Genomic DNA, 18,743 nt, shown 5'->3' with positions numbered 1-18,743 from the left:
AACGGCATCAATCCGCGAACGGATCGCGCACCAGGATCGTGTCTTCACGCTCGGGGCTCGTGGAAACGCTCGCTACCGGGCAATCGATCAGTTCTTCAATCCGGCGGATATATTTGATCGCCTGTGCGGGCAAATCAGCCCAGCTGCGCGCGCCGACCGTGGTGCCTTCCCAGCCTTCGAATTCCTCGTAGATCGGTTCGATGGCCGCCTGATCGGCAGCATGGCTCGGCAAGTAGTCAAGCACCTGGTCGCCCAGCCTGTAGCCGGTGCAGATGCGGATCGTCTCGAACCCGTCGAGCACGTCGATCTTGGTGAGCGCAATGCCGGTGACGCCGCTAAGCGCGCAGGTCTGGCGTACCAGCACCGCGTCGAACCAGCCGCAGCGGCGCTTCCTTGCGGTGACTGTGCCGAATTCGTGCCCGCGCTCGCCCAGTTTCTGGCCCACTTCGTCTTCAAGCTCGGTCGGGAACGGGCCGCTGCCCACGCGGGTGGTGTAGGCCTTGACGATGCCGAGCACAAAGCCTGCACTGCCGGGGCCAAGCCCGCTGCCGCTCGCCACCGTGCCGCTCACCGTGTTGGAGCTGGTGACGAAGGGATAGGTGCCGTGATCGACATCCAGCAGCACGCCCTGCGCGCCTTCGAACAGGATCTTCGCGCCCGCCTTCTTCACTTCGTTGAGGCGCTTCCACACCGGCTGCGCAAACTGGTTCACGAAGGGCGCGATTTCGCGCAGTTCGGCGAGCAGCGCCTCGCGGTCCACCGGCGCCTGTCCGAAACCGGCGCGCAGCGCGTCGTGATGCGCGCACAGCCGGTCAAGCTGCGGGGTCAGATCATCGAGATGCGCCAGATCGCACACGCGGATAGCGCGGCGGCCCACCTTGTCTTCATAGGCCGGGCCAATGCCGCGCCCCGTCGTACCGATCTTGCCCGCGCCCGCCGCCGCTTCGCGCAAGCCGTCGAGGTCGCGGTGCAGGGGCAGGATCAGCGGGCAATTGTCGGCAATCCCGAAATTGGTGGGCGTAATGGCAACGCCCTGCGATTCCAGCTTGGCGATTTCGCTCTGCAAAGCCCACGGATCGAGCACCACGCCATTGCCGATCAGGCTCAGCGTGCCGGTAACGATGCCGCTGGGCAGCAGGCTGAGCTTGTAGGTCTGGTCACCCACCACCAGCGTGTGCCCGGCATTGTGCCCGCCCTGGAAGCGCACCACGACGTCGGCGCGGGCGGCGAGCCAGTCGACAATCTTGCCCTTGCCCTCATCGCCCCATTGGGCGCCGATTACGGTGACGTTTGCCATGCGGTGAATCCTGCCATTTTGTAGCCAGAGCGCGCCCTAGGCGCTCGCGCATGGCGGAGCAATGGGTTACGCCCTGTTAACCCTGTTCGGAAAGGCGGATTTCACCACCTTACAGGAGAACGGCCTGTCCGTGGCCGTCACGGCAGCACAAAGGGCAAGCTATGCTGGACGATACCGCCGAAACCCCTCCCGCCACCGGCGCCAGCGCCGAACCCGTTACAAGCACACCGGTGGCCAGCCATGCCGAGGCATTGGGCCGCGCCGCAGCTATCGTCGGGCTCGCTACCGCAACAGCGGCCTGCGGCGGCGGGGATTCGGGAAGTGGCGGCGGCGGCCCGATCAGCGGCGGCAGCAGCGGAGGCACCGCGCCGCCCACCGTGCTGCGGCCGCAAACCGATCAGGAAGCCGCGCGCTTCATCCTCCACGCCTCGCTTTCCGCCTCCACCAACGCCATCGCCGATATCCGCCAACAGGGTTACGAGCCGTGGCTGGATGCGCAGATGCGCCTCGCCAACGACCAGACAGCAGAGCAGTTTTTCATTGCCGAGGGCTATGACGCCATCGACAGCAACGGCTATTTCTTCAATTCCGGCATCGCCGACGATATGCTGTGGAAACAGCTGATGTTGGGCAATAGCGGCGTGCGCAAACGCGCCGCGCTGGCGCTGTCGGAATTCTTCGTCGTCTCGCTCAACTCGCTAGAAATCCTCTGGCGCAGCCAGGCCATGGGGCATTACTGGGACACGCTCAACCGCCTCGCCTTCGGCAATTTCCGCGAACTGCTGGAAGAAGTCACGCTGAACCCGGCGATGGGCGAATTCCTCAACACGCTGGGCAATCGCAAGGCAGACCCGGCAACGGGCCGCGTGCCGGACGAGAATTTCGGGCGCGAAGTGATGCAGCTGTTCTCGATCGGCTTGTACGAACTCAATCCCGACGGCACGCTGAAGGCCGGCCCCGACGGGGGGCCGATCGAAACCTATGACAATGATGACGTCTCCGGCATCGCCAAGGCCTTCACCGGTTATGATTATGACCACACCGGCGTCACCGAAACGCCCGAGCCGGGCGGTGGCGGCTGGACGATTTCGAGCCCTCTCAAAGTGCGCCAGCGGATGACCGCAGACCCTGCAAGATGGCGCTGGCCCCGCAAGGATAGCTATCACGAAACCGAAGCCAAGAGCTTCCTTGGCACCACCATCCCCGCGGGCACCAATGCGACCGAGACGCTGCGCATCACGCTCGATACCCTGTTCAACCATCCCAATGTCGGCCCGTTCTTCGGCAAGCAGATGATCCAGCGGCTGGTGACGAGCAATCCCAGCCCCGATTATGTCCGCCGCGTCGCCGCCGTGTTCGACAATAACGGATCGGGCAGGCGCGGCGATCTGGGGGCAGTGTTCAAAGCCATCCTGCTCGACGAAGAGGCGCTGTCGCCTACCACGCTCAGCAGCCAGCAGTTCGGCAAGCTGCGCGAACCGATGGTCAAGCTGGCGCAATGGGGACGCACTTTCGGTGCCCGCTCGGCAAGCGGCAAATGGGAAATCGGCGATCTGGCCGATCCCAATGGCCGCCTTGGCCAGGCCCCGCTGCGTTCGCCTTCGGTCTTCAACTTCTTCCGCCCCGGCTATGTCCCGCTCGGCTCGCAAACCGCCGCTGCCGGGCTGGTCGCGCCCGAAATGCAGCTCGTCAACGAAACCTCGGTCGCCAGCTATGTCAATTTCATGGAACGGATGATCGAAGGCGCCGGATATTGGGCGCGCGATGTCAAGGCGCGCTATTCGCTGGAACTGCCCATCGCGCATGACACGGCAGCCCTGCTCGACCGGATCGACCTGCTGCTGACCGCAGGCCAGCTTTCCAGCGACACCAAGGCAACCATCCGCAGCGCGCTGGACGCAACGCCGGTGCTGCAAACCGATACCGACGAGACGAAACTGCGCCGCATCCATGCCGCCGTTTTTATGGTGATGGTGTCCAACGATTACTCGGTTCAGCGGTAGGAGCAGCGGCCATGTTTATCGGCAAAGATATCGAGATTTCGCGCCGCGCCTTCTTGCGCCGTTCGGGACAGCTCGCCATCCTCGGTGGCGCATCATCCTACGCGCTGGGCCTTGCGGGAATGGCGGAAGCCGCAGCCTTCAGCTCGGCGGGCGGATACAAGGCGCTGGTGTGCGTGTTCCTGTATGGCGGGAACGACCATGCGAACACGCTGATCCCGTTCGATGACACTAATTACGGCCGCTATCTCAACATTCGCGGGCGCGCGGCGGATGGCGGGATCGCGCTGGCGCAATCGAGCCTGGCCAATACCCTGCTCCCCACCCCGCAGGGCCAGACGCTGACCGACGACATGACGCTGGCGCTCGCGCCCACCATGCCGCGCCTTGCCCAGCGGTATCGCGAAGGCACGATGGCGCCGCTGCTCAATGTCGGGCCGCTGGTGGTGCCGCTGACCAAGGCGCAATATGAAAGTGACAACAATTCGCGCTATCCGCGCCCGGCCAAGCTGTTCAGCCATAATGACCAGCAATCGACCTGGCAAAGTTCGCAGCCCGAAGGCTCGATCACCGGCTGGGGCGGGCGCATGGGCGATCTCGCCCTGTCGGGCAACACCAACGCCATGTTCACCGCGATCAACGCATCGGGCAATGCGGTTTTCCTCGCGGGCGAAGATGCCGTGCCGTACCAGATTTCCAATGGCGGCGCGGTGACCATTCGCGGGCTGAACCAGCGGGTCTACAATTCCGCCGCTGTGCGCGATGCGCTGAACAGCCTGCTGACCGTCCACCACGGCCATATGTTGCAGGCCGATCACGCGCAAACGCTGGCGCGATCGATCACCTATGGCGATTTCGTCAACAGCGCGCTGGCAGGCGCAACGATCAGCACCGATTTCGGCTCGGGCAACGGGCTCGCTGGCCAGCTGCGCACGGTGGCGCAGATGATCAGCGCGCGCAGTGCCCTGCAAGTGAACCGGCAGGTCTTCTTCGTGAGCATCGGCGGCTTTGACCACCATGACGGGCTGATCGGATCGCACGAGGCGCTGCTGGGCCAGGTCGATTTCGCGATGGACGCTTTCTACCGCGAAATGGTGGCGCAAGGTGTCAGTGACCAGGTGACGACCTTCACCGCTTCCGATTTCGGGCGCACGCTGGCATCGAATGGAGATGGCTCGGATCATGGCTGGGGCAGCCACCATTTCATCCTTGGCGGCGCGGTGAATGGCGGGCGCTTCTATGGCCGGGCACCGGTGATCGCGGTGGACGGGCCGGACGATGTCGGCCAAGGCCGCTTGCTGCCGACCACCTCGGTCGATGAATATTCGGCGACTTTGGCGAAGTGGTTCGGTGTCTCCTCCAGCGAGTTGCCGAGCATCTCGCCCAATATCGGCCAGTTCGCCGCGCCCGATCTGGGGTTCATGCAGGCGGCGGTGTAGCCGCGACACTTTCCGACATTTTGCGACTGGCCTTTGCCCCTGCCCGACGCGAAAATGGGCGGTGAAAGGAACTGTGCCATGCTGACCTACGCGCTCCTCTTCGCGCTCGCCCATCCGCTTGCTGCTCTGCCACAAGCGGAGATCGAGACCCGCCTCGCCCTGCCCGACGCGCAGACGATCGCCTATGGCGATGAACGCTTGCAGCAAATGATGTTCTGGCCGGGCGCATCGCGCAATGCGCCGGTGATCGTGTTCGTCCATGGCGGCGGCTGGTCGCGCGGCGATATGCGGATGATGGTGGATTCGGACAAGCTGCGGCACTGGCAGGCGCAGGGCTATGCCGTGGCTTCGGTCAATTACCGGCTGGTGCCCGATGCAACGGTGGAGCAGCAGGCCAGCGATGTGGCGAGCGCGGTGGCGCATTTACGTTCAAACGCGGCAGAGCTCGGGCTGGATGCCGGACGGATTGTGCTGACCGGCCATTCGGCTGGCGCGCATCTCGTCGCGCTGGTGGGAACCGATCCGCAATATCTGCGCGGTGTGGGCATGAGCGATAGCGACCTGCGCGGCGTGTTGCCGCTGGACGGCGCGGCCTATGATGTCCCCCGCCAGATCGAAGACGGCAACCGTATCATGCAAGACACCTATGCCGCAGCCTTCGGGAGCGATCCTGCCCGCCAGCGCGCGCTTTCGCCGACATTCCATGCCGAAGGCCCGAATGCGCCGAACTTCCTTATCCTTCACGTGCAACGGCGCGATGGCGCGCAGCAGAGCGAGGCGCTTGCCGCGGCGCTGCAAGCCGCTGGCACACCCGCACGCGTGCAAGGTTTTGCCGGGCGCGGCCTGCGTGGCCATCGGGAGATCAATGTGCGATTGGGTGATCCGGACTATCCAGCGACCGCCGTGGTCGATGCCTGGCTCGCCGAAATCCTGCGCTAAACCGCTTTCGCTTTGCCGCCATCAAGCACGTGCGTGCAGCCGAGCAGCGCGGCGTCATCGCCATCCGCCAGCGCAGCGACCGTGCGCCAGCCTTCGGCGCGCAGCCGGGCCGCCGCGTCGCGGTCATGGCCCAACGGCAGGAACAGCTTGCGGCCGAGATCCTCGGCAGCCTTGACAGCTTCCACCAGCGCATCGGGGAAGAGCGAAAAGCCCGTCGCCACTTCCTCGCTGCCGCCGATGCGATAGGTGCCGCCGCGCCCCAGCGCGCCGCGCACCCCTTCGGCATAGAGCGTGAAGCCGAACCAGCTTTGGTATTCAAAACCGTGTCGCTCGCTCGGATCGAGCGTCACACGGGCGCGGCCTTGCACCCGCTCGGCAATCGCGCGCAGTCCTTCGATGCGCGAGGCGAGCGCATCGGTCGCATCGAGCGCGGCGAGCTTCTCCGCCGCTGCGGGAAATGGCCCCGTCGCGTGGATCAGCGGCAGATAGGCAGCGCCCCCCGCCTCCACGAGTGCACCTGCATCCTTCGCATCGAGCTCGCGTCGCACCGTCACGCGCTGCTGCGGGGTCAGCGGGAGCGGCCCGTCGGCCAGCGTATCGACCAGGTCGGGCAGCGTGAAATCGACCGAAATGCCGTGCGCCCCCGCCGCTTCCAGCGCTAGGATCGCCAACTCCACCACTTCGCTTGCCGCCGCCACGCTATCGCTGCCGATCAGCTCGGCCCCGACCTGCTGGTATTCGCGGCGCGGGTCGAGCATATCGCCCTGGATGCGCGCCACTTGTCCCGCATAAGCGAGCCGCAACGGGCGCGGTGCATTGGCGAGACCAGTGGCGGCGATACGCCCGACCTGCACCGTCATGTCGCTGCGCAAAGCGAGCGAGCGCAGGCTTTTGGGATCGACAAAGCGGAACAGCCGGCGCGTTTGCACCCCGTCCATCCGCTTGGCCATGCTCTGTTCGAATTCGATCAGCGGCGGGCGGACGCGGTCATAGCCATGGCTGCGCATCACATCGAGCATCGCCCGCTGGATACGCGCCGCCGCCGCCGCGCTTTGCGGCAAGCGGTCTTCGAGGCCTTCGGGCAGGAGGTCTTGCGTGGGGATGGTCATGGGGTTCCTCTAGCGACCACCTTCCGGCTTGTCGAAACCTTGTTCCCCGCCCGCTTGCGGGAGGGGTTAGGGGAGGGAATGTCACTGGCGCGGGGCGGGTTACAGGCCCTCCCCCGGCCCCTCCCGCAAGCGGGAGGGGAGATTAGAAACTCAGCGCCTTCACCTTCTTCACGCCATCAAGCGCGCACACGGCATCCTGCACCTCCTTGCCCGGTTGCTGGTCAACCGAGAGCAGCAGCACAGCGTCCCCGCCGCGATGCTTGTCGGGCAGGCGGCGGCCCAAGTGGAAGTTGCCGATATTGACGTCCGCCTCGCCCAGCACCGAACCCAAGCGGCCGATAAAGCCGGGGCGGTCTTCGTTGACGATATACATCATATGGCCTTCCAGATCGGTTTCGATCCGGGTTCCGGCGATTTCCACCAGCCGCATTTCGGATTCGCCGAACAGGCTGCCTGCAACCTCGCGGCGGCGGTCGGGCGTGATGGCGACAATGCGTAGCAGCGTGTGGTAATCGCCTTCGTCATTGTGCCGCACTTCGGCGACATCGAGCCCGCGTTCCTTCGCCAGGATCGGCGCGTTGACCATGTTGATCGTGTCCGACCAGGCGCGCATCATGCCCGCGAGCACCGCCGCGGTGATCGGCTTCAGGTTCAGTTCCGCCGCCGCGCCGGAGACTTCGACGCTTATCGCGGTCACATCCGGCCCTTCCAACTGCCCGACCAGCGAGCCGAGTTTTTCCGCCAGCGCGATATAGGGCTTCAGGCGCGGTGCTTCCTCGGCGCTGAGGCTCGGCACGTTCAATGCGTTGGTCACGCCGCCATTGACGAGATAATCCGCCATCTGTTCGGCCACCTGCAAGGCGACATTGACCTGCGCTTCGGTGGTCGAGGCACCCAGATGCGGGGTGCAGATGAAATTGGGCGTGCCGAACAGCGGGTGATCCTTCGCGGGCGGCTCGACCGCGAACACATCGAGCGCGGCCCCGGCGATATGCCCGCTGTCGAGCATATCCTTCAGCGCCGCTTCGTCCACCAGACCGCCGCGCGCGCAGTTGACAATCCGCACGCCTTTCTTGGTCTGCTCCAGCCGTTCGCGGCTGAGGATATTGCGAGTCTCGTCGGTCAGCGGGCTGTGCAGGCTGATGAAATCGGCCCGCGCCACCAGCGCGCCCAGATCGACCTTTTCGATACCCAGTTCCACCGCGCGCTCGGCGGTCAGGAACGGATCATAGGCGATCACTTTCATCCGCAAGCCTTGCGCGCGGCTCGCGACGATGGAGCCGATATTGCCCGCGCCGATCAGGCCGAGCGTCTTGCCGGTGACTTCGACGCCCATGAACGCGCTCTTGGGCCATTCGCCCGCCTGCGTCTGCGCATTGGCCGCCGGGATTTGCCGGGCGAGCGCCATGATCAGCGCGATGGCGTGTTCCGCCGTGGTGATCGAATTGCCGAACGGCGTGTTCATCACCACCACACCCTTGGACGAGGCGTAGGGAATATCGACATTGTCGACCCCGATCCCGGCACGGCCGATGACCTTCAGATTGGTCGCCGCATCGAGGATTTCGCGCGTCACCTTTGTCGACGAACGGATGGCGAGGCCGTCATAGTCGCCGATCCGGGCGATCAGCTGTTCGGGCGTTTCGCCGGTGATGACATCGACATCGCAGCCACGATCTTCAAAAATGCGCGCGGCGTTGGGGTCCATCTTGTCGGAAATGAGAACTTTGGGTTTGGTCATGTGACTATACCTTAAAACAACCGCTCACCCTGAGCTTGTCGAAGGGTTGCCCTTCACTTCAGGCGCGGCGGAAAAAGAAAAAGCGATCCTTCGACAAGCTCAGGATGAGCGGGGAAGGAAGCGTGGCGATTGGCCTACAGCCGTCCGGCTTTCAGCTCTTCGTAAGCCCATTCGATCCACGGCAGCAGGCGGCGCACGTCCTCGGCTTCCACCGAGCCGCCGCACCAGATGCGCAGGCCCGGAGGGGCATCGCGGTAGCCGTTGAAATCGTAACCGACATCGAGCGCTTCCAGCTTGGCGGCGATTTTCGTGGGCACACCCGCCTTGTCCTCTTCGGACAGGCTGTCATACCATTCGCCCTGGAACACCATGCACACGCCGGTATTGGTCTGCTGCGCGGGATCGCTCGCCATATTGCGCAGCCACGGGGTCGCTTCGATCCAGTCCTTGACGATCTGCGCGTTGGAGTTCGCCCGCTCGATCAGCGCGGCACGCCCACCGATCGACTTCGCCCATTCAAGGCACCAGATATAATCTTCCACCGCCAGCATGGAGGGGGTGTTAATCGTCGCGCCTTCGAAGATCGCGCGGTCCACTTTGCCCGCCTTCTTTACGCGGAACAGCTTGGGCAGCGGCCAGTCGGGATCGTAGCTTTCGATCCGCTCCACCGCCTTGGGGCTGAGGACCAGCATCCCGTGCGCGGCTTCCGAACCCATCACCTTCTGCCAGCTGAAGGTTGTCGCATCGAGCTTCGCCCAGTCCATTTCCATGGCGAAAATGGCGCTGGTCGCATCGTTGATGGTCACGCCCTTGCGGCCCGGCTCCAGCCAGTCGGTATTGGCGATTTTCGCTCCGCTCGTGGTGCCGTTCCAGGTGAAGACCACATCGTGATCCTGTGGAATGCTCGCGAGGTCGGGGATTTCGCCATAATCGGCGGTGAGCGTGGTGAGGTCTTTCAGCTTCAGCTGCTTGACCGCGTCCTGGATCCACACATTGCCGAAGCTTTCCCACGCGGCGACCGTGGCCGGGCCTGCGCCCAGCATCGTCCACATCGCACATTCGAGCGCGCCGGTATCCGAGCCCGGCATAATGCCGACAAGGTAATCATCGGGCACGCCCAAAAGCTCGCGCGTCAGGTCAATCGCGTATTTGAGACGCGCCTTGCCCAGCTTGGAACGGTGCGAGCGTCCAAGGCTGTCGGTCGAAAGGTTGGCTGCATTCCATCCGGGCGGCTTGGCCGTGGGGCCGGACGAAAAGAAAGGGCGCTCTGGCTTGAGCGTCGGCATATCAGTCATGTATTCTCTCCTTACAGAGAGCTCGCGCGGCGTTGGGACCGCGTGGCCCGTCGGCGGCACTAGGGATATGGCCGGCGGAGTCAATTGCTATTGCGGTTACCTGTGAAACGTTTTGCGGTTTCACGCATGGTTAAGACGGCGGTTACCATGGCTACGTAGCGGGGGTTAACCAGTGTCTGACTAGGTAAATCGCCATGACACGCAAAAACGCTCATGCGCTCGTTAGCCTTGGTTTGGCTGCCCTGATGGTTTCCGGCTGCTCGGTTGTGCCGCAGTCCAGCTATGGCGGCGGCAACGCCTATTATGCCAACCAGACCAGCGCGCCGGTTACAACCTCCGCCCCCGTCGCAGCGGCTCCGCGCATGGCGGCGGCCGCCGTGCCGGTAGTGCGCAGCGGGGCAGAGGCGCAGTGCCTGTCCGATCTGGGTGCCAGCGGCGTTCGTTTCGATCCGCTGCCCGACCAGTATCGCGGCGAAGGGTGCAGCACGCTGAACACCGTGCAGATGCACGCCTTGCGCAGCGATAGCGGGCAATTGGATGTGAGCAATCTCGGCCCCGTCACCTGCCCCGTCAGCAATGCTTTTGCCGCCTGGGCGCGATTCGGCGTTGACCGTGCGGCGCAGGAGGTGTTCGGCACGCGGCTCGCCAGCATCCAGACGATGGGCAGCTATGCCTGCCGCAATGTCGCGGGCTCCTCGCGCCGCTCGGCCCATGCCACCGCCGATGCCATCGATATCAGCGGCTTCGTGCTGGCAGACGGGCGGGTTATCACACTGAGTGACGGGTGGGACGGCAGCGCGCAAGAACGCGAATTCCTGCGCATCGTGCAGCGCAGCGCCTGCCGCCGCTTCGGAACCGTGCTCGGCCCCGATTACAACGCCGCGCATGAAGACCATTTCCACGTCGAAGGCGTGATCGAAGGCAGTTCCTTCTGCCGTTGAGGCACTGTTTCCGGACAGCAAAAAAGGCGCGGACCGTCCCCAAGAGGCCAGACGATCCGCGCCTTTTCTGTGCAACCGCGAGGGGGGCTTATCGCGGTGGCGGGGGTATCATCATTTCGGGCAGCATCATCGTTTGGGCGGCGCGATCAGCCGGCCTTGCGTTTCCCAATTCTGCCGCAGCGCGCTTTTTCTCCGCAAGGCCCGCCTCCAGCCGCATCCGCACCGCTTCGGCGGCGTGGCTCGCGCCGAGTTTCTCCATCATATTGGCGCGGTGGATTTCGACCGTGCGCGGGCTGATGTCGAGCTCTCGCGCGATAGCCTTGTTGCTGCACCCTTCGGACAGCCAATCAAGCACTTCGCGTTCGCGCTTGGATAGCACGCCTATGCGGCGGCGGGCATCGATCAGGCGGCGGCGCGCTTCGGCATGGCGGCCCGCATCCGAATGGTAATGCGCGACCATGCGGCGCAATTCGCCTTCGGTGAGTGGCAGCGCGACGAAGTCGAGCGCACCCGCCTGGATTGCCTGCACCACTTCATCGACGCCGGGATCTTCGCTCGCGGCGACCAGCGGGATCCAGATGCCGTGATCGGCCAGCTCCTCCAGCAGCGCCGCAATCCCGTCCTCGACCACATCGTCGGAGGCGATGACGAGGCCATCCTGCGGCGGCCTGTCGAGCAGTTCGACCAAGTCGGAATAGACCTCCGCATGGTGCCCCATTGAAAGGACAAGGCGCGACTGGGCGGCGCGGGAGCGGCTGTCGCCGCCGACGATATGTATGGTGATACGCTTTTCCATGCCGCTGATAGTGCAGGGAAAATGCGGATTTTACATTCCGTAGTTATACGGTATCGCACCTATTGCCTGTGCACAAATTGCCCAATCGCTTGGAACTTGGGGGAAAATTTTACTCGGGTTCCGATGCATTCGGAAATTTTGCGGCCCGAACTGCGCAGCAAAATGTCGCCAGGATACAATTTCCGCCCGAAATCCGGGTAGTTCTACCTACCCGCCCAGCGTGTAATCGGGCAGTGAATGGAAGGCGGCGCGCAGGGCTTCACCCCATTTGTCCGAAATCGCGGAGAAATAGGGGTCGTTATGCTCGATCCGCCGCTCGTGCAGCGGGACAAAGGCATCGCGTTCGATCACCATCAGGTCGAGCGGCATTCCGACCGAAAGGTTGGCCTTCAGGGTCGAGTCAAAACTCACCATCAGCAATTTCACCGCGTCCTCGAAACTCATGCTCCGCTCATATCCGCGAATCAGGATCGGGCGGCCATATTTGGTCTCCCCGATCTGGAAGAACGGCGTGTCGAAGCTCGCTTCGATGAAATTGCCTTCGGGGTAGATCATGAACAGGCGCGGCTCCATGCCCCTGATCTGGCCTGCCAAAATGATCGAAGCGGTAAAACGGCCCTGCCCACGTTCGCCATTGTCGGACTGCGTTTCGGTGACAATCTCGCGCAGCAGCCTGCCGATTTCCACCGCCACCTGAAACATGGTGGGCAGTTCGAGCAGGCTGTTCTGCCGCTCCTCGGGCGCTTTGGAGCGTTCTTCCAACCGGCTGATGACCGCTTGCGTGGTCGCCAGATTGCCCGCCGTCATCACCGAGATGATCCGTTCGCCCGGCACCTGCCAGGTGAACATCTTGCGGAACACGCTGATATTGTCGACGCCCGAATTGGTGCGCGTGTCGCTCATCAGGACTAGGCCCGCATCGAGCACCATGCCAACACAATAGGTCATCTGTTCTCCGGCGTGCGAGGGAAAGCCGCTCTACTGCTCAATGCTCTGCTGTTCAATGGCGAGTTCGACCGAGAGCGCCCCGGCCGACTGGCCGAAGCTGAGGCTGACAAGCGGCGCGGCGTCGCGGTAATCACGGCCTGTCGCCACGCGGACATAGCGGGCATCGGGGCTGATGCGGTTGGAAATGTCGAAGCCGATCCAGCCGATCCCCTGCACGTGCGCCTCCGCCCAGGCGTGGGTGGCTTCCTGCTCCACGCGGTCATCCATCATCAGATAGCCGCTCACATAGCGCGCCGGAATTTCGAGGCTGCGCGCCGCCGCGATGAAGATATGCGCGTGATCCTGGCACACCCCCGCCCCGCTCGCCGCCGCTTCTTCCGCGCTGGTGGTGACCTGCGTTGCCCCCGTGCGGTATTCCACCGCATCGCGGATCGTGCGCGAGAGATTGTGCAGCATCGCCACCTGGTCGCCACCCGCCTTGTCGGTCTGCGCCACCAGCCTGCGGACGGCCGCGCCGGTTTTGGTCAGCGGCGTCTGGCCGAGAAAGGCCCAGAGCGGCAAATGCCCCGAATGCCGCCCGATCACGCCCGCCTTGTCCTCGGTATCCACCGTGCCGCGACAGGTGACCACCACTTCGGACGCGCCTTCCTCCACCGATAGCAAGGTGACGTGGTTGAAGTTCTGGTCATCGTAAGACAGCTCTTCGCGCGCGCCGGAATACTCCATCGTCCAGTCGATAATCTGCTGGCCCTGCGTTGCCTTGGGCGTCAGCTGGATCCGCTGCATCCCATGCGCGACCGGCGCATCGTAGTGATAGCGGGTGGTGTGGCGGATCGAGAGGCGCATGGTCTTTTCGTCCCTCCCTTACGCGGTGAACCGGTATTCGGCAGCAATGGCATCGGCGATGGCGCGGTTGCCGGCGATAAAATCGATGATGAATTCGTGCAGTCCGCGGTCGAACACGTCCTGCACGCTTTTGCCCGAAAGCTGGATATCGGCAGCGCGCATCATTTCGTGCGCCTGCGTCTCGCTACCATGCGCCAGCGCCAGCTGCGCCAGATTCTCGCGCATCACGCCATAGCAAAACACCAGAGAGCGCGGAAACCGCTCGTCCAGAATCAGGAAATCGGCGATCGAGCGCGCATCCATCCGGCCCGAATTGAGCCAGCGATAGGCGCGGTTGCCCGCCAGCGATCGCAGCACATTCTCCCACTGCCCGGTATCGAGCGGGGTGCCGACATAGCTGACCGAGGGCAGCAGCAGGTAATATTTCACATCGAGAATGCGCGCGGTATTGTCCGCCCGTTCCAGAAACGTGCCGAGCCGCGCAAAGCTGTAGGCCTCGTTCCGCAACATCGAGCCATGCGTCGCCCCGCGCGCCAGCGTGCTTTCGCGGCGGACTGCGGCGAGCACGGTGTTCAGCGTGCTTTCCTTCACCGGCTTGGCCAGCATGGCGGACAGCGTCATCCAGCCTTCGTTGACCGCTTCCCACACCTCTGCGGTGATGGTGGAGCGGCACAGCCGCGCACTGGTGCGCGCCGCTTCCAGCATGGCGAGCACGCTTTGCGGATTGCTTTTGGACCGCAGGATAAAGTCGCACACATGGGCGCTGGCAAAATCATCGTGCCGCATTTCATAGGCTTGCCGCAGGCCGAGCGTGGTGAGCACCGACGTCCATTCGCGCGTTGCCGAATCCACCCCGCGCGTGAGCGCCATGCGCTGCCCCGCTTCCAAGAGCCGCGCGGTATTCTCCGCCCGTTCGAGATAGCGGTACATCCAGAAGATGCCATTGGCGACACGGCCTAGCATTCCCCCCTCCCGCTTGCGGGAGGGGCCGGGGGAGGGCTTGTCAGAGGAACGGCCGTTACAGGCCCTCCCCTAACCCCTCCCGCAAGCGGGAGGGGGATGCCAAGGCGCTGCAAATCAATCATCGAGCACCCAGCTGTCTTTCGTCCCGCCGCCTTGCGAGGAATTGACCACCAGCGATCCTTTCTTCAGCGCCACCCGCGTCAGCCCGCCGGGCGTAATGTCCACCCCGCCGGGCGAGCACAGCACGAAGGGCCGCAGATCGACATGGCGCGGGGCGAGCCCGTGCTTGGTGAAAATTGGACAGGTCGATAGCGCCAGCGTCGGCTGCGCGATGTAATTGGCGGGATTGGCTTCCAGCTTGGCGCGAAAGGCGGCGATTTCCTTTTTGCTGGAGGTCGGCCCGATCAGCATCCCGTAGCCGCCCGAGCCGTGGACTTCCTTCACCACCAGCTCTGCCAGATGGTCGAGCACATATTTCAGGCTGTCCGCATCGGCGCAGCGCCAGGTATCGACATTGGGCAGCAGCGCCTTTTCGCCGGTGTAAAATTCGACGATTTCGGGCATGAAGGAATAGATCGCCTTGTCGTCCGCCACGCCGGTTCCGGGCGCGTTGGCGATGGTGATATTGCCCGCGCGATACACATCCATAATCCCCGGCACGCCGAGCATACTGGCGGGATTAAACGTCAGCGGATCAAGAAATTCGTCATCCACCCGGCGATACAGCACATGGACGGGTTTGAACCCGACCGTGGTGCGCATCTGCACCTGCCCGTCGATCACCCGCAAATCGCTGCCTTCGACCAGTTCGGCGCCCATCTGGTCGGCCAGAAAGGCGTGTTCGAAATAGGCGGAATTGTAGATCCCCGGGGTCAGCACCGCGACCGTGGGATTGGCGGGCGCACCCTCCGGCGCGCAAGCGGCGAGGCTTTTGGCAAGGCGGTTGGGATAGTCGGAAACCGACTGCACTTTCACCTTGCTGAACAATTCCGGAAACATCGCCATCATCGTTTCGCGGTTTTCCAGCATATAGGACACACCGCTGGGCGTGCGGGCGTTGTCCTCCAGCACCAGAAACTCGTCCGGCCCGGTGCGCACCAGATCGATGCCGGTGATATGCGTGTAGACCCCGCCCGGCGGCGTGAAGCCGACCATCTGCGGCAACCAAGCGGCGTTGTTGCGGAACAGCCGTTCGGGCAAGCGGCCGCTGCGGATGATTTCCTGCCGGTGATACAGATCGTGCATGAAGGCGTTGAGCGCGCGCACCCGCTGCTCGATCCCCTTGGACAGCCGCCGCCATTCGCTGCTGGAAATAATGCGCGGCACCATGTCGAACGGGATCAGCCGTTCTTCGGCATCATTGTCGCCATAGACGTTGAACGTAATGCCGGTGCGGCGGAAGAAGTCCTCCGCCTCCAGATGCTTGCGGCGCATCCAGCCGTCTTCCTGTTCGCACAGCCATTGCTGGTAGCCGCGATAGGCGGGGCGCACGCTGCCGTCGGGCGCGTGCATTTCGTCAAAACCGGGCGTTCCGCTCGCGCTCATGCGTCCCCTTTTGCGGCCCAATTGCAGCCCAAATGCAGTATTGTGCACTGCATCATGGGTAACATGACACGGCGCAGACACAAGTGCAAACTTGGGTGCGGATCAGGGTTTTACAGGGTCGAGCTCTTGCAGCAGCGCGGCGATACATTCTGGCGCGTCGGGAAAGGCGAGGTGCGAACAGCGCAGGGCCACCGCGCGGTCACGCTCGCCCGGCAGACCGCAGGCGGCGCGGCGCGAGATCACGCCGTCGCGGGGACTCCAGAACGCCACGGTTTCCACCGGCGGCTTGATATGCGTATCGGCGGGAATGGGCGGCGCTTCGACCGGATGCCCGGCGACGAACTGGTACGGCCGCCACATATTGTTCGAATAGGGCGAATGGCTGAAGGGCGAACCCATGGTGATGACCTTGGCGACGCTATCGGGCACTTGCTTGGCGACTTCGCGGGCGAACACACCGCCCAGGCTCCAGCCGATCAGCACGACTTGCTGGCCATAGCGCGCCTCGCATTCGCGCACGCGCTCGGCGAGACGGTCGATCGTGTCGGCGCTGGGCCCAAGATTGTGCCCCAGCCCCCAGCGTTTGGTCTTGTGCCCCGCGAGTTCGAGATGCTGCGCCATATGCCGCATGCGCCCCGGCCCGGTGCCGAAACCGGGCAGCAGGATGACCACGCGCCGCGTGCTCGCTTTGGGCACGTCCATCGCCGGACGCAGCCTGCGCCAGAGCGGGTGCAAAAGGCCCGGAATTTCGGCGAGGAAATAGCGCAGCGGCGGGGAGTGCGCCTCTGCCGGACGCTCCCCCTGCAACAGGGTCAGCCGTGCCCGCACAGCCTGCGCAAGCTCCTCCAACGCGACGCTGCGCGGCTTGGGGAGGGAAATCAGGTGGGTTTCGACCGGCGGCATATTGTTACAGATATATGAAACACCCCTAACCGCAAGTGAATGGCGGGGCGTGTCATATTCCGCAGAAGGTCGGCGCGGGATGGCTACCCTGCTGCTTGCGCCGCCTACTGGTCGAGGGCGCCGGGTGGCAGATCGGAACATTCGCCGATGCGTTCGACCAGCAGGCGCATTTCCATTTCGAGCCGGCCCAGCACGTTGTTTTTCATGCGCATCGCCAGTTGCGCGTCCATACTCTGATCGGTGGCGGTGCCGGTGAGGCGCATCTGCATTTGTGCACCGTCGGGCTCTCGGCACATGACGGCGGTGGAGAAATTCCCGCCATCGAGCCGGACGGGGGCAGCTGTGCACTCGCCGCCGCTGTCACTGCGCATTTCCTCCAGCATGTTGAACCGTTCGAAGGTCTCATCGACGCAAAAATAGAACGTTTCCACGGGCAGTTGCTCACCGATTGTCCTGCCCAAATCGTCCTTGCCTGCATCCATGCCGAGGCCGGGGAAGGTAAAGTTCTCGACCGAATAGGTCAGCCTATAACCACCCGGCAGCGGGTCGGTCTCAAGGAAATCAGGCCAGGGGAACGGCTCTTCCCCCGTGCCGTTCGTGGGGACATTTTGTATTTCGACCGATTGCTGTGCCAGCAGCGCGGCGGGCAGGCCGACAAGCGCGCCCATGCCGAGGAACATAGCCGCGCGCTTCATGCCGCGGCCCTCACAATCACTCGACCTGGCCGCAGCCCTCGCCGGTCGCTTCGGCCAGCACGCGGAAGCGCACCGTGCCCTCGCCCGCAGATGTCGGCACGGTGGCCGTCATACGCAGATCGGAGCTGTCCGCGTCCGACGTGCCCGCCACTTCGACCCGGCCGTTTAGGCCTTCGGGTGCAGTGCAGCTCATCACGCCTTCCAGCGCATCGCCATTCGCGGAGAAACGGGAGAGGGTGCATTCGGACTCCACCATCTGGCTGAACCACGCCTCGCGCGTGATGCCTTCGGTGACACAATACAGATACGGCGCGCCCGCGCCAGATTCGAATTCCGCGCGCGCTTCGGCGATGCTCGCTTCGGAGAGGCCCGGCGCGTCAAATTCAATGAGCTCGGTGCGCACCGAATATTCGCCTGCGCCCGGCTGCAAGCCATTGTCCTCGATCACCACGGCCACTTCATCGGCGGACAGCGCTTCATCGCTGACAGCTTCATCGGCCTCGCCACCGCAGGCGGAAAGCGCGAAAGCGGCAAGCACGGGAAGAGCGAAAGTCGAACGCATGATGTGATCCTCACAAATGTGCGGCGGGGTGAAACGCCGGATATTGCAAGGAGACTTACAGGCAGCAAAAGGCCGCGACAATCGCCGCGGCCCTGCATTTACTACGTTTGTGCGCCCGCGTCCCGATATGGAGCAGGCGGGGGCAAAGCGTTAACCCGCTGCCGCTTCGCCTTCAGCTTCGCAATCGCCGGTGCGCTGGGACTGGGTGCGGATCACCATACGCATGGTGCGGCCTTCCTCGGGGCTTTCCATGTTCATCGTCATGGTCACATCGGAAGAGGTTTCGGTCATCGTGCCCGCCACTTCGACATTGCCCGACTCGCCCGCGCCGCCGGAGCAGACCATGGTCGCTTCAAAATTGCCGCCATCGACGGTGAAGTTCCGCATCTCGCATTCTTCGGGCAGGTCGTTCAACGTCTCGATGAATTCCTGCGCTCCGCCCGAGGTTTCTTCCGCCGTGCGGCAAACCTGCGTTTCCTGCACCGAACCGGGCTGGAAAATCGCGTTCATCATTTCCTGCTCTTCGGGCGTTCCGCCGGTCATTTCGACTTCGACCAGCTCGGCGGTGTCGGTGTACATTCCCGGCTGCGGGGTCGGCAGATCATCGGCGGCGGCGGCGACCTGTTCGGGATCGCTCGGATCCTCCACCGTGGTTTCGCCGCTGCACGCAGCCAAGGCCAGCGCCGAAGTTGCGGCAAGAACAAGTGAAAAACGCATCAAAATT

17 protein-coding genes are annotated in these 18,743 nt (G+C 63.7%); 4 read left to right on the top strand and 13 right to left on the bottom strand.

Going from position 1 to position 18,743, the window contains the following annotated elements; genetic code table 11:
- Positions 1 to 7: 7 nt before the first annotated feature.
- A complete protein-coding gene (locus GC121_RS08940) occupies positions 8 to 1,297 on the bottom strand; it encodes an adenylosuccinate synthase (RefSeq protein WP_151973951.1) in 1,290 nt (429 codons plus the stop codon).
- 161 nt (positions 1,298 to 1,458) lie between these two features.
- On the opposite strand from GC121_RS08940, the gene GC121_RS08935 reads away from it, so the two are divergent.
- The 3 genes from GC121_RS08935 (at position 1,459) to GC121_RS08925 (ending at position 5,675) form a co-directional block, all read left to right on the top strand.
- Positions 1,459 to 3,300 (top strand): DUF1800 family protein, encoded by a 1,842-nt coding sequence (locus GC121_RS08935; RefSeq protein ID WP_151973950.1) that lies wholly within the window; start codon positions 1,459 to 1,461, stop codon positions 3,298 to 3,300.
- An 11-nt stretch (positions 3,301 to 3,311) separates the two neighbouring features.
- Complete coding sequence (locus tag GC121_RS08930; RefSeq protein ID WP_151973949.1) at positions 3,312 to 4,736, top strand: DUF1501 domain-containing protein; 1,425 nt, start codon at positions 3,312 to 3,314, stop codon at positions 4,734 to 4,736.
- 78 nt (positions 4,737 to 4,814) lie between these two features.
- Positions 4,815 to 5,675, top strand: a complete 861-nt coding sequence (locus GC121_RS08925; RefSeq protein ID WP_151973948.1) for an alpha/beta hydrolase — start codon at positions 4,815 to 4,817, stop codon at positions 5,673 to 5,675.
- Here the strand turns inward: GC121_RS08925 and GC121_RS08920 are convergent.
- From GC121_RS08920 to GC121_RS08910, 3 genes are all read right to left on the bottom strand, one after another.
- On the bottom strand, positions 5,672 to 6,784 hold the full coding sequence (locus tag GC121_RS08920) for an ATP phosphoribosyltransferase regulatory subunit (protein WP_151973947.1): 1,113 nt from the start codon (positions 6,782 to 6,784) through the stop codon (positions 5,672 to 5,674). The two genes, GC121_RS08925 and GC121_RS08920, sit on opposite strands and share 4 nt — an antisense overlap.
- A 142-nt stretch (positions 6,785 to 6,926) precedes the next feature.
- On the bottom strand, positions 6,927 to 8,525 hold the full coding sequence (gene serA / locus GC121_RS08915; RefSeq protein ID WP_151973946.1) for a phosphoglycerate dehydrogenase: 1,599 nt from the start codon (positions 8,523 to 8,525) through the stop codon (positions 6,927 to 6,929).
- 134 nt (positions 8,526 to 8,659) lie between these two features.
- Complete coding sequence (locus GC121_RS08910) at positions 8,660 to 9,820, bottom strand: phosphoserine transaminase (protein WP_151973945.1); 1,161 nt, start codon at positions 9,818 to 9,820, stop codon at positions 8,660 to 8,662.
- Between the two features lie 194 nt (positions 9,821 to 10,014).
- Here GC121_RS08910 and GC121_RS08905 point away from each other — a divergent pair, with 194 nt between their 5' ends.
- Positions 10,015 to 10,761 carry an extensin family protein gene (locus GC121_RS08905; RefSeq protein ID WP_151973944.1) on the top strand — a complete coding sequence of 249 codons (747 nt, stop codon included), beginning with the start codon at positions 10,015 to 10,017 and terminating at the stop codon, positions 10,759 to 10,761.
- Positions 10,762 to 10,849: 88 nt separating this feature from the next.
- On the opposite strand, the gene GC121_RS08900 is transcribed toward GC121_RS08905, so the two are convergent.
- The 9 genes from GC121_RS08900 to GC121_RS08860 all read right to left on the bottom strand — a co-directional run bounded on the left by GC121_RS08900 (position 10,850) and on the right by GC121_RS08860 (position 18,736).
- Complete coding sequence (locus GC121_RS08900; RefSeq protein WP_151973943.1) at positions 10,850 to 11,557, bottom strand: response regulator transcription factor; 708 nt, start codon at positions 11,555 to 11,557, stop codon at positions 10,850 to 10,852.
- A 207-nt stretch (positions 11,558 to 11,764) separates the two neighbouring features.
- Positions 11,765 to 12,505, bottom strand: coding sequence for a proteasome-type protease (locus GC121_RS08895; RefSeq protein WP_151973942.1), 741 nt, complete (start codon positions 12,503 to 12,505; stop codon positions 11,765 to 11,767).
- A 30-nt stretch (positions 12,506 to 12,535) separates the two neighbouring features.
- Positions 12,536 to 13,351, bottom strand: coding sequence for a transglutaminase family protein (locus GC121_RS08890; protein WP_151973941.1), 816 nt, complete (start codon positions 13,349 to 13,351; stop codon positions 12,536 to 12,538).
- Between the two features lie 18 nt (positions 13,352 to 13,369).
- On the bottom strand, positions 13,370 to 14,314 hold the full coding sequence (locus tag GC121_RS08885) for an alpha-E domain-containing protein (RefSeq protein ID WP_151973940.1): 945 nt from the start codon (positions 14,312 to 14,314) through the stop codon (positions 13,370 to 13,372).
- Between the two features lie 114 nt (positions 14,315 to 14,428).
- On the bottom strand, positions 14,429 to 15,859 hold the full coding sequence (locus GC121_RS08880; RefSeq protein WP_151973939.1) for a circularly permuted type 2 ATP-grasp protein: 1,431 nt from the start codon (positions 15,857 to 15,859) through the stop codon (positions 14,429 to 14,431).
- A 102-nt stretch (positions 15,860 to 15,961) separates the two neighbouring features.
- Positions 15,962 to 16,762, bottom strand: coding sequence for a triacylglycerol lipase (locus tag GC121_RS08875; RefSeq protein ID WP_151973938.1), 801 nt, complete (start codon positions 16,760 to 16,762; stop codon positions 15,962 to 15,964).
- Between the two features lie 104 nt (positions 16,763 to 16,866).
- Positions 16,867 to 17,457 carry a DUF3617 family protein gene (locus tag GC121_RS08870; RefSeq protein WP_151973937.1) on the bottom strand — a complete coding sequence of 197 codons (591 nt, stop codon included), beginning with the start codon at positions 17,455 to 17,457 and terminating at the stop codon, positions 16,867 to 16,869.
- Between the two features lie 16 nt (positions 17,458 to 17,473).
- Complete coding sequence (locus GC121_RS08865; RefSeq protein ID WP_151973936.1) at positions 17,474 to 18,019, bottom strand: DUF3617 family protein; 546 nt, start codon at positions 18,017 to 18,019, stop codon at positions 17,474 to 17,476.
- Between the two features lie 150 nt (positions 18,020 to 18,169).
- Entirely contained in the window at positions 18,170 to 18,736 is a 567-nt protein-coding gene (locus tag GC121_RS08860; protein ID WP_199857813.1) for a DUF3617 family protein, read from the bottom strand.
- Positions 18,737 to 18,743 lie beyond the last annotated feature (7 nt).

The organism is Erythrobacter sp. EC-HK427 (genome assembly GCF_902498745.1).
Lineage (GTDB): Bacteria > Pseudomonadota > Alphaproteobacteria > Sphingomonadales > Sphingomonadaceae > Alteraurantiacibacter.
This window is presented reverse-complemented; position numbering and strand designations above follow the sequence as displayed.

Excerpts from the sequence above, each read along its gene's own strand:
- serA (WP_151973946.1), bottom strand. The coding sequence starts at position 8,525 with ATGACCAAACCCAAAGTTCTCATTTCCGACAAGATGGACCCCAACGCC.
- GC121_RS08890 (WP_151973941.1), bottom strand. The coding sequence starts at position 13,351 with ATGCGCCTCTCGATCCGCCACACCACCCGCTATCACTACGATGCGCCG.
- GC121_RS08905 (WP_151973944.1), top strand. The coding sequence starts at position 10,015 with ATGACACGCAAAAACGCTCATGCGCTCGTTAGCCTTGGTTTGGCTGCC.
- GC121_RS08895 (WP_151973942.1), bottom strand. The coding sequence starts at position 12,505 with ATGACCTATTGTGTTGGCATGGTGCTCGATGCGGGCCTAGTCCTGATG.
- GC121_RS08930 (WP_151973949.1), top strand. The coding sequence starts at position 3,312 with ATGTTTATCGGCAAAGATATCGAGATTTCGCGCCGCGCCTTCTTGCGC.
- GC121_RS08880 (WP_151973939.1), bottom strand. The coding sequence starts at position 15,859 with ATGAGCGCGAGCGGAACGCCCGGTTTTGACGAAATGCACGCGCCCGAC.
- GC121_RS08875 (WP_151973938.1), bottom strand. The coding sequence starts at position 16,762 with ATGCCGCCGGTCGAAACCCACCTGATTTCCCTCCCCAAGCCGCGCAGC.
- GC121_RS08920 (WP_151973947.1), bottom strand. The coding sequence starts at position 6,784 with ATGACCATCCCCACGCAAGACCTCCTGCCCGAAGGCCTCGAAGACCGC.
- GC121_RS08925 (WP_151973948.1), top strand. The coding sequence starts at position 4,815 with ATGCTGACCTACGCGCTCCTCTTCGCGCTCGCCCATCCGCTTGCTGCT.
- GC121_RS08870 (WP_151973937.1), bottom strand. The coding sequence starts at position 17,457 with ATGAAGCGCGCGGCTATGTTCCTCGGCATGGGCGCGCTTGTCGGCCTG.
- GC121_RS08935 (WP_151973950.1), top strand. The coding sequence starts at position 1,459 with ATGCTGGACGATACCGCCGAAACCCCTCCCGCCACCGGCGCCAGCGCC.
- GC121_RS08940 (WP_151973951.1), bottom strand. The coding sequence starts at position 1,297 with ATGGCAAACGTCACCGTAATCGGCGCCCAATGGGGCGATGAGGGCAAG.
- GC121_RS08865 (WP_151973936.1), bottom strand. The coding sequence starts at position 18,019 with ATGCGTTCGACTTTCGCTCTTCCCGTGCTTGCCGCTTTCGCGCTTTCC.
- GC121_RS08860 (WP_199857813.1), bottom strand. The coding sequence starts at position 18,736 with ATGCGTTTTTCACTTGTTCTTGCCGCAACTTCGGCGCTGGCCTTGGCT.
- GC121_RS08900 (WP_151973943.1), bottom strand. The coding sequence starts at position 11,557 with ATGGAAAAGCGTATCACCATACATATCGTCGGCGGCGACAGCCGCTCC.
- GC121_RS08885 (WP_151973940.1), bottom strand. The coding sequence starts at position 14,314 with ATGCTAGGCCGTGTCGCCAATGGCATCTTCTGGATGTACCGCTATCTC.
- GC121_RS08910 (WP_151973945.1), bottom strand. The coding sequence starts at position 9,820 with ATGACTGATATGCCGACGCTCAAGCCAGAGCGCCCTTTCTTTTCGTCC.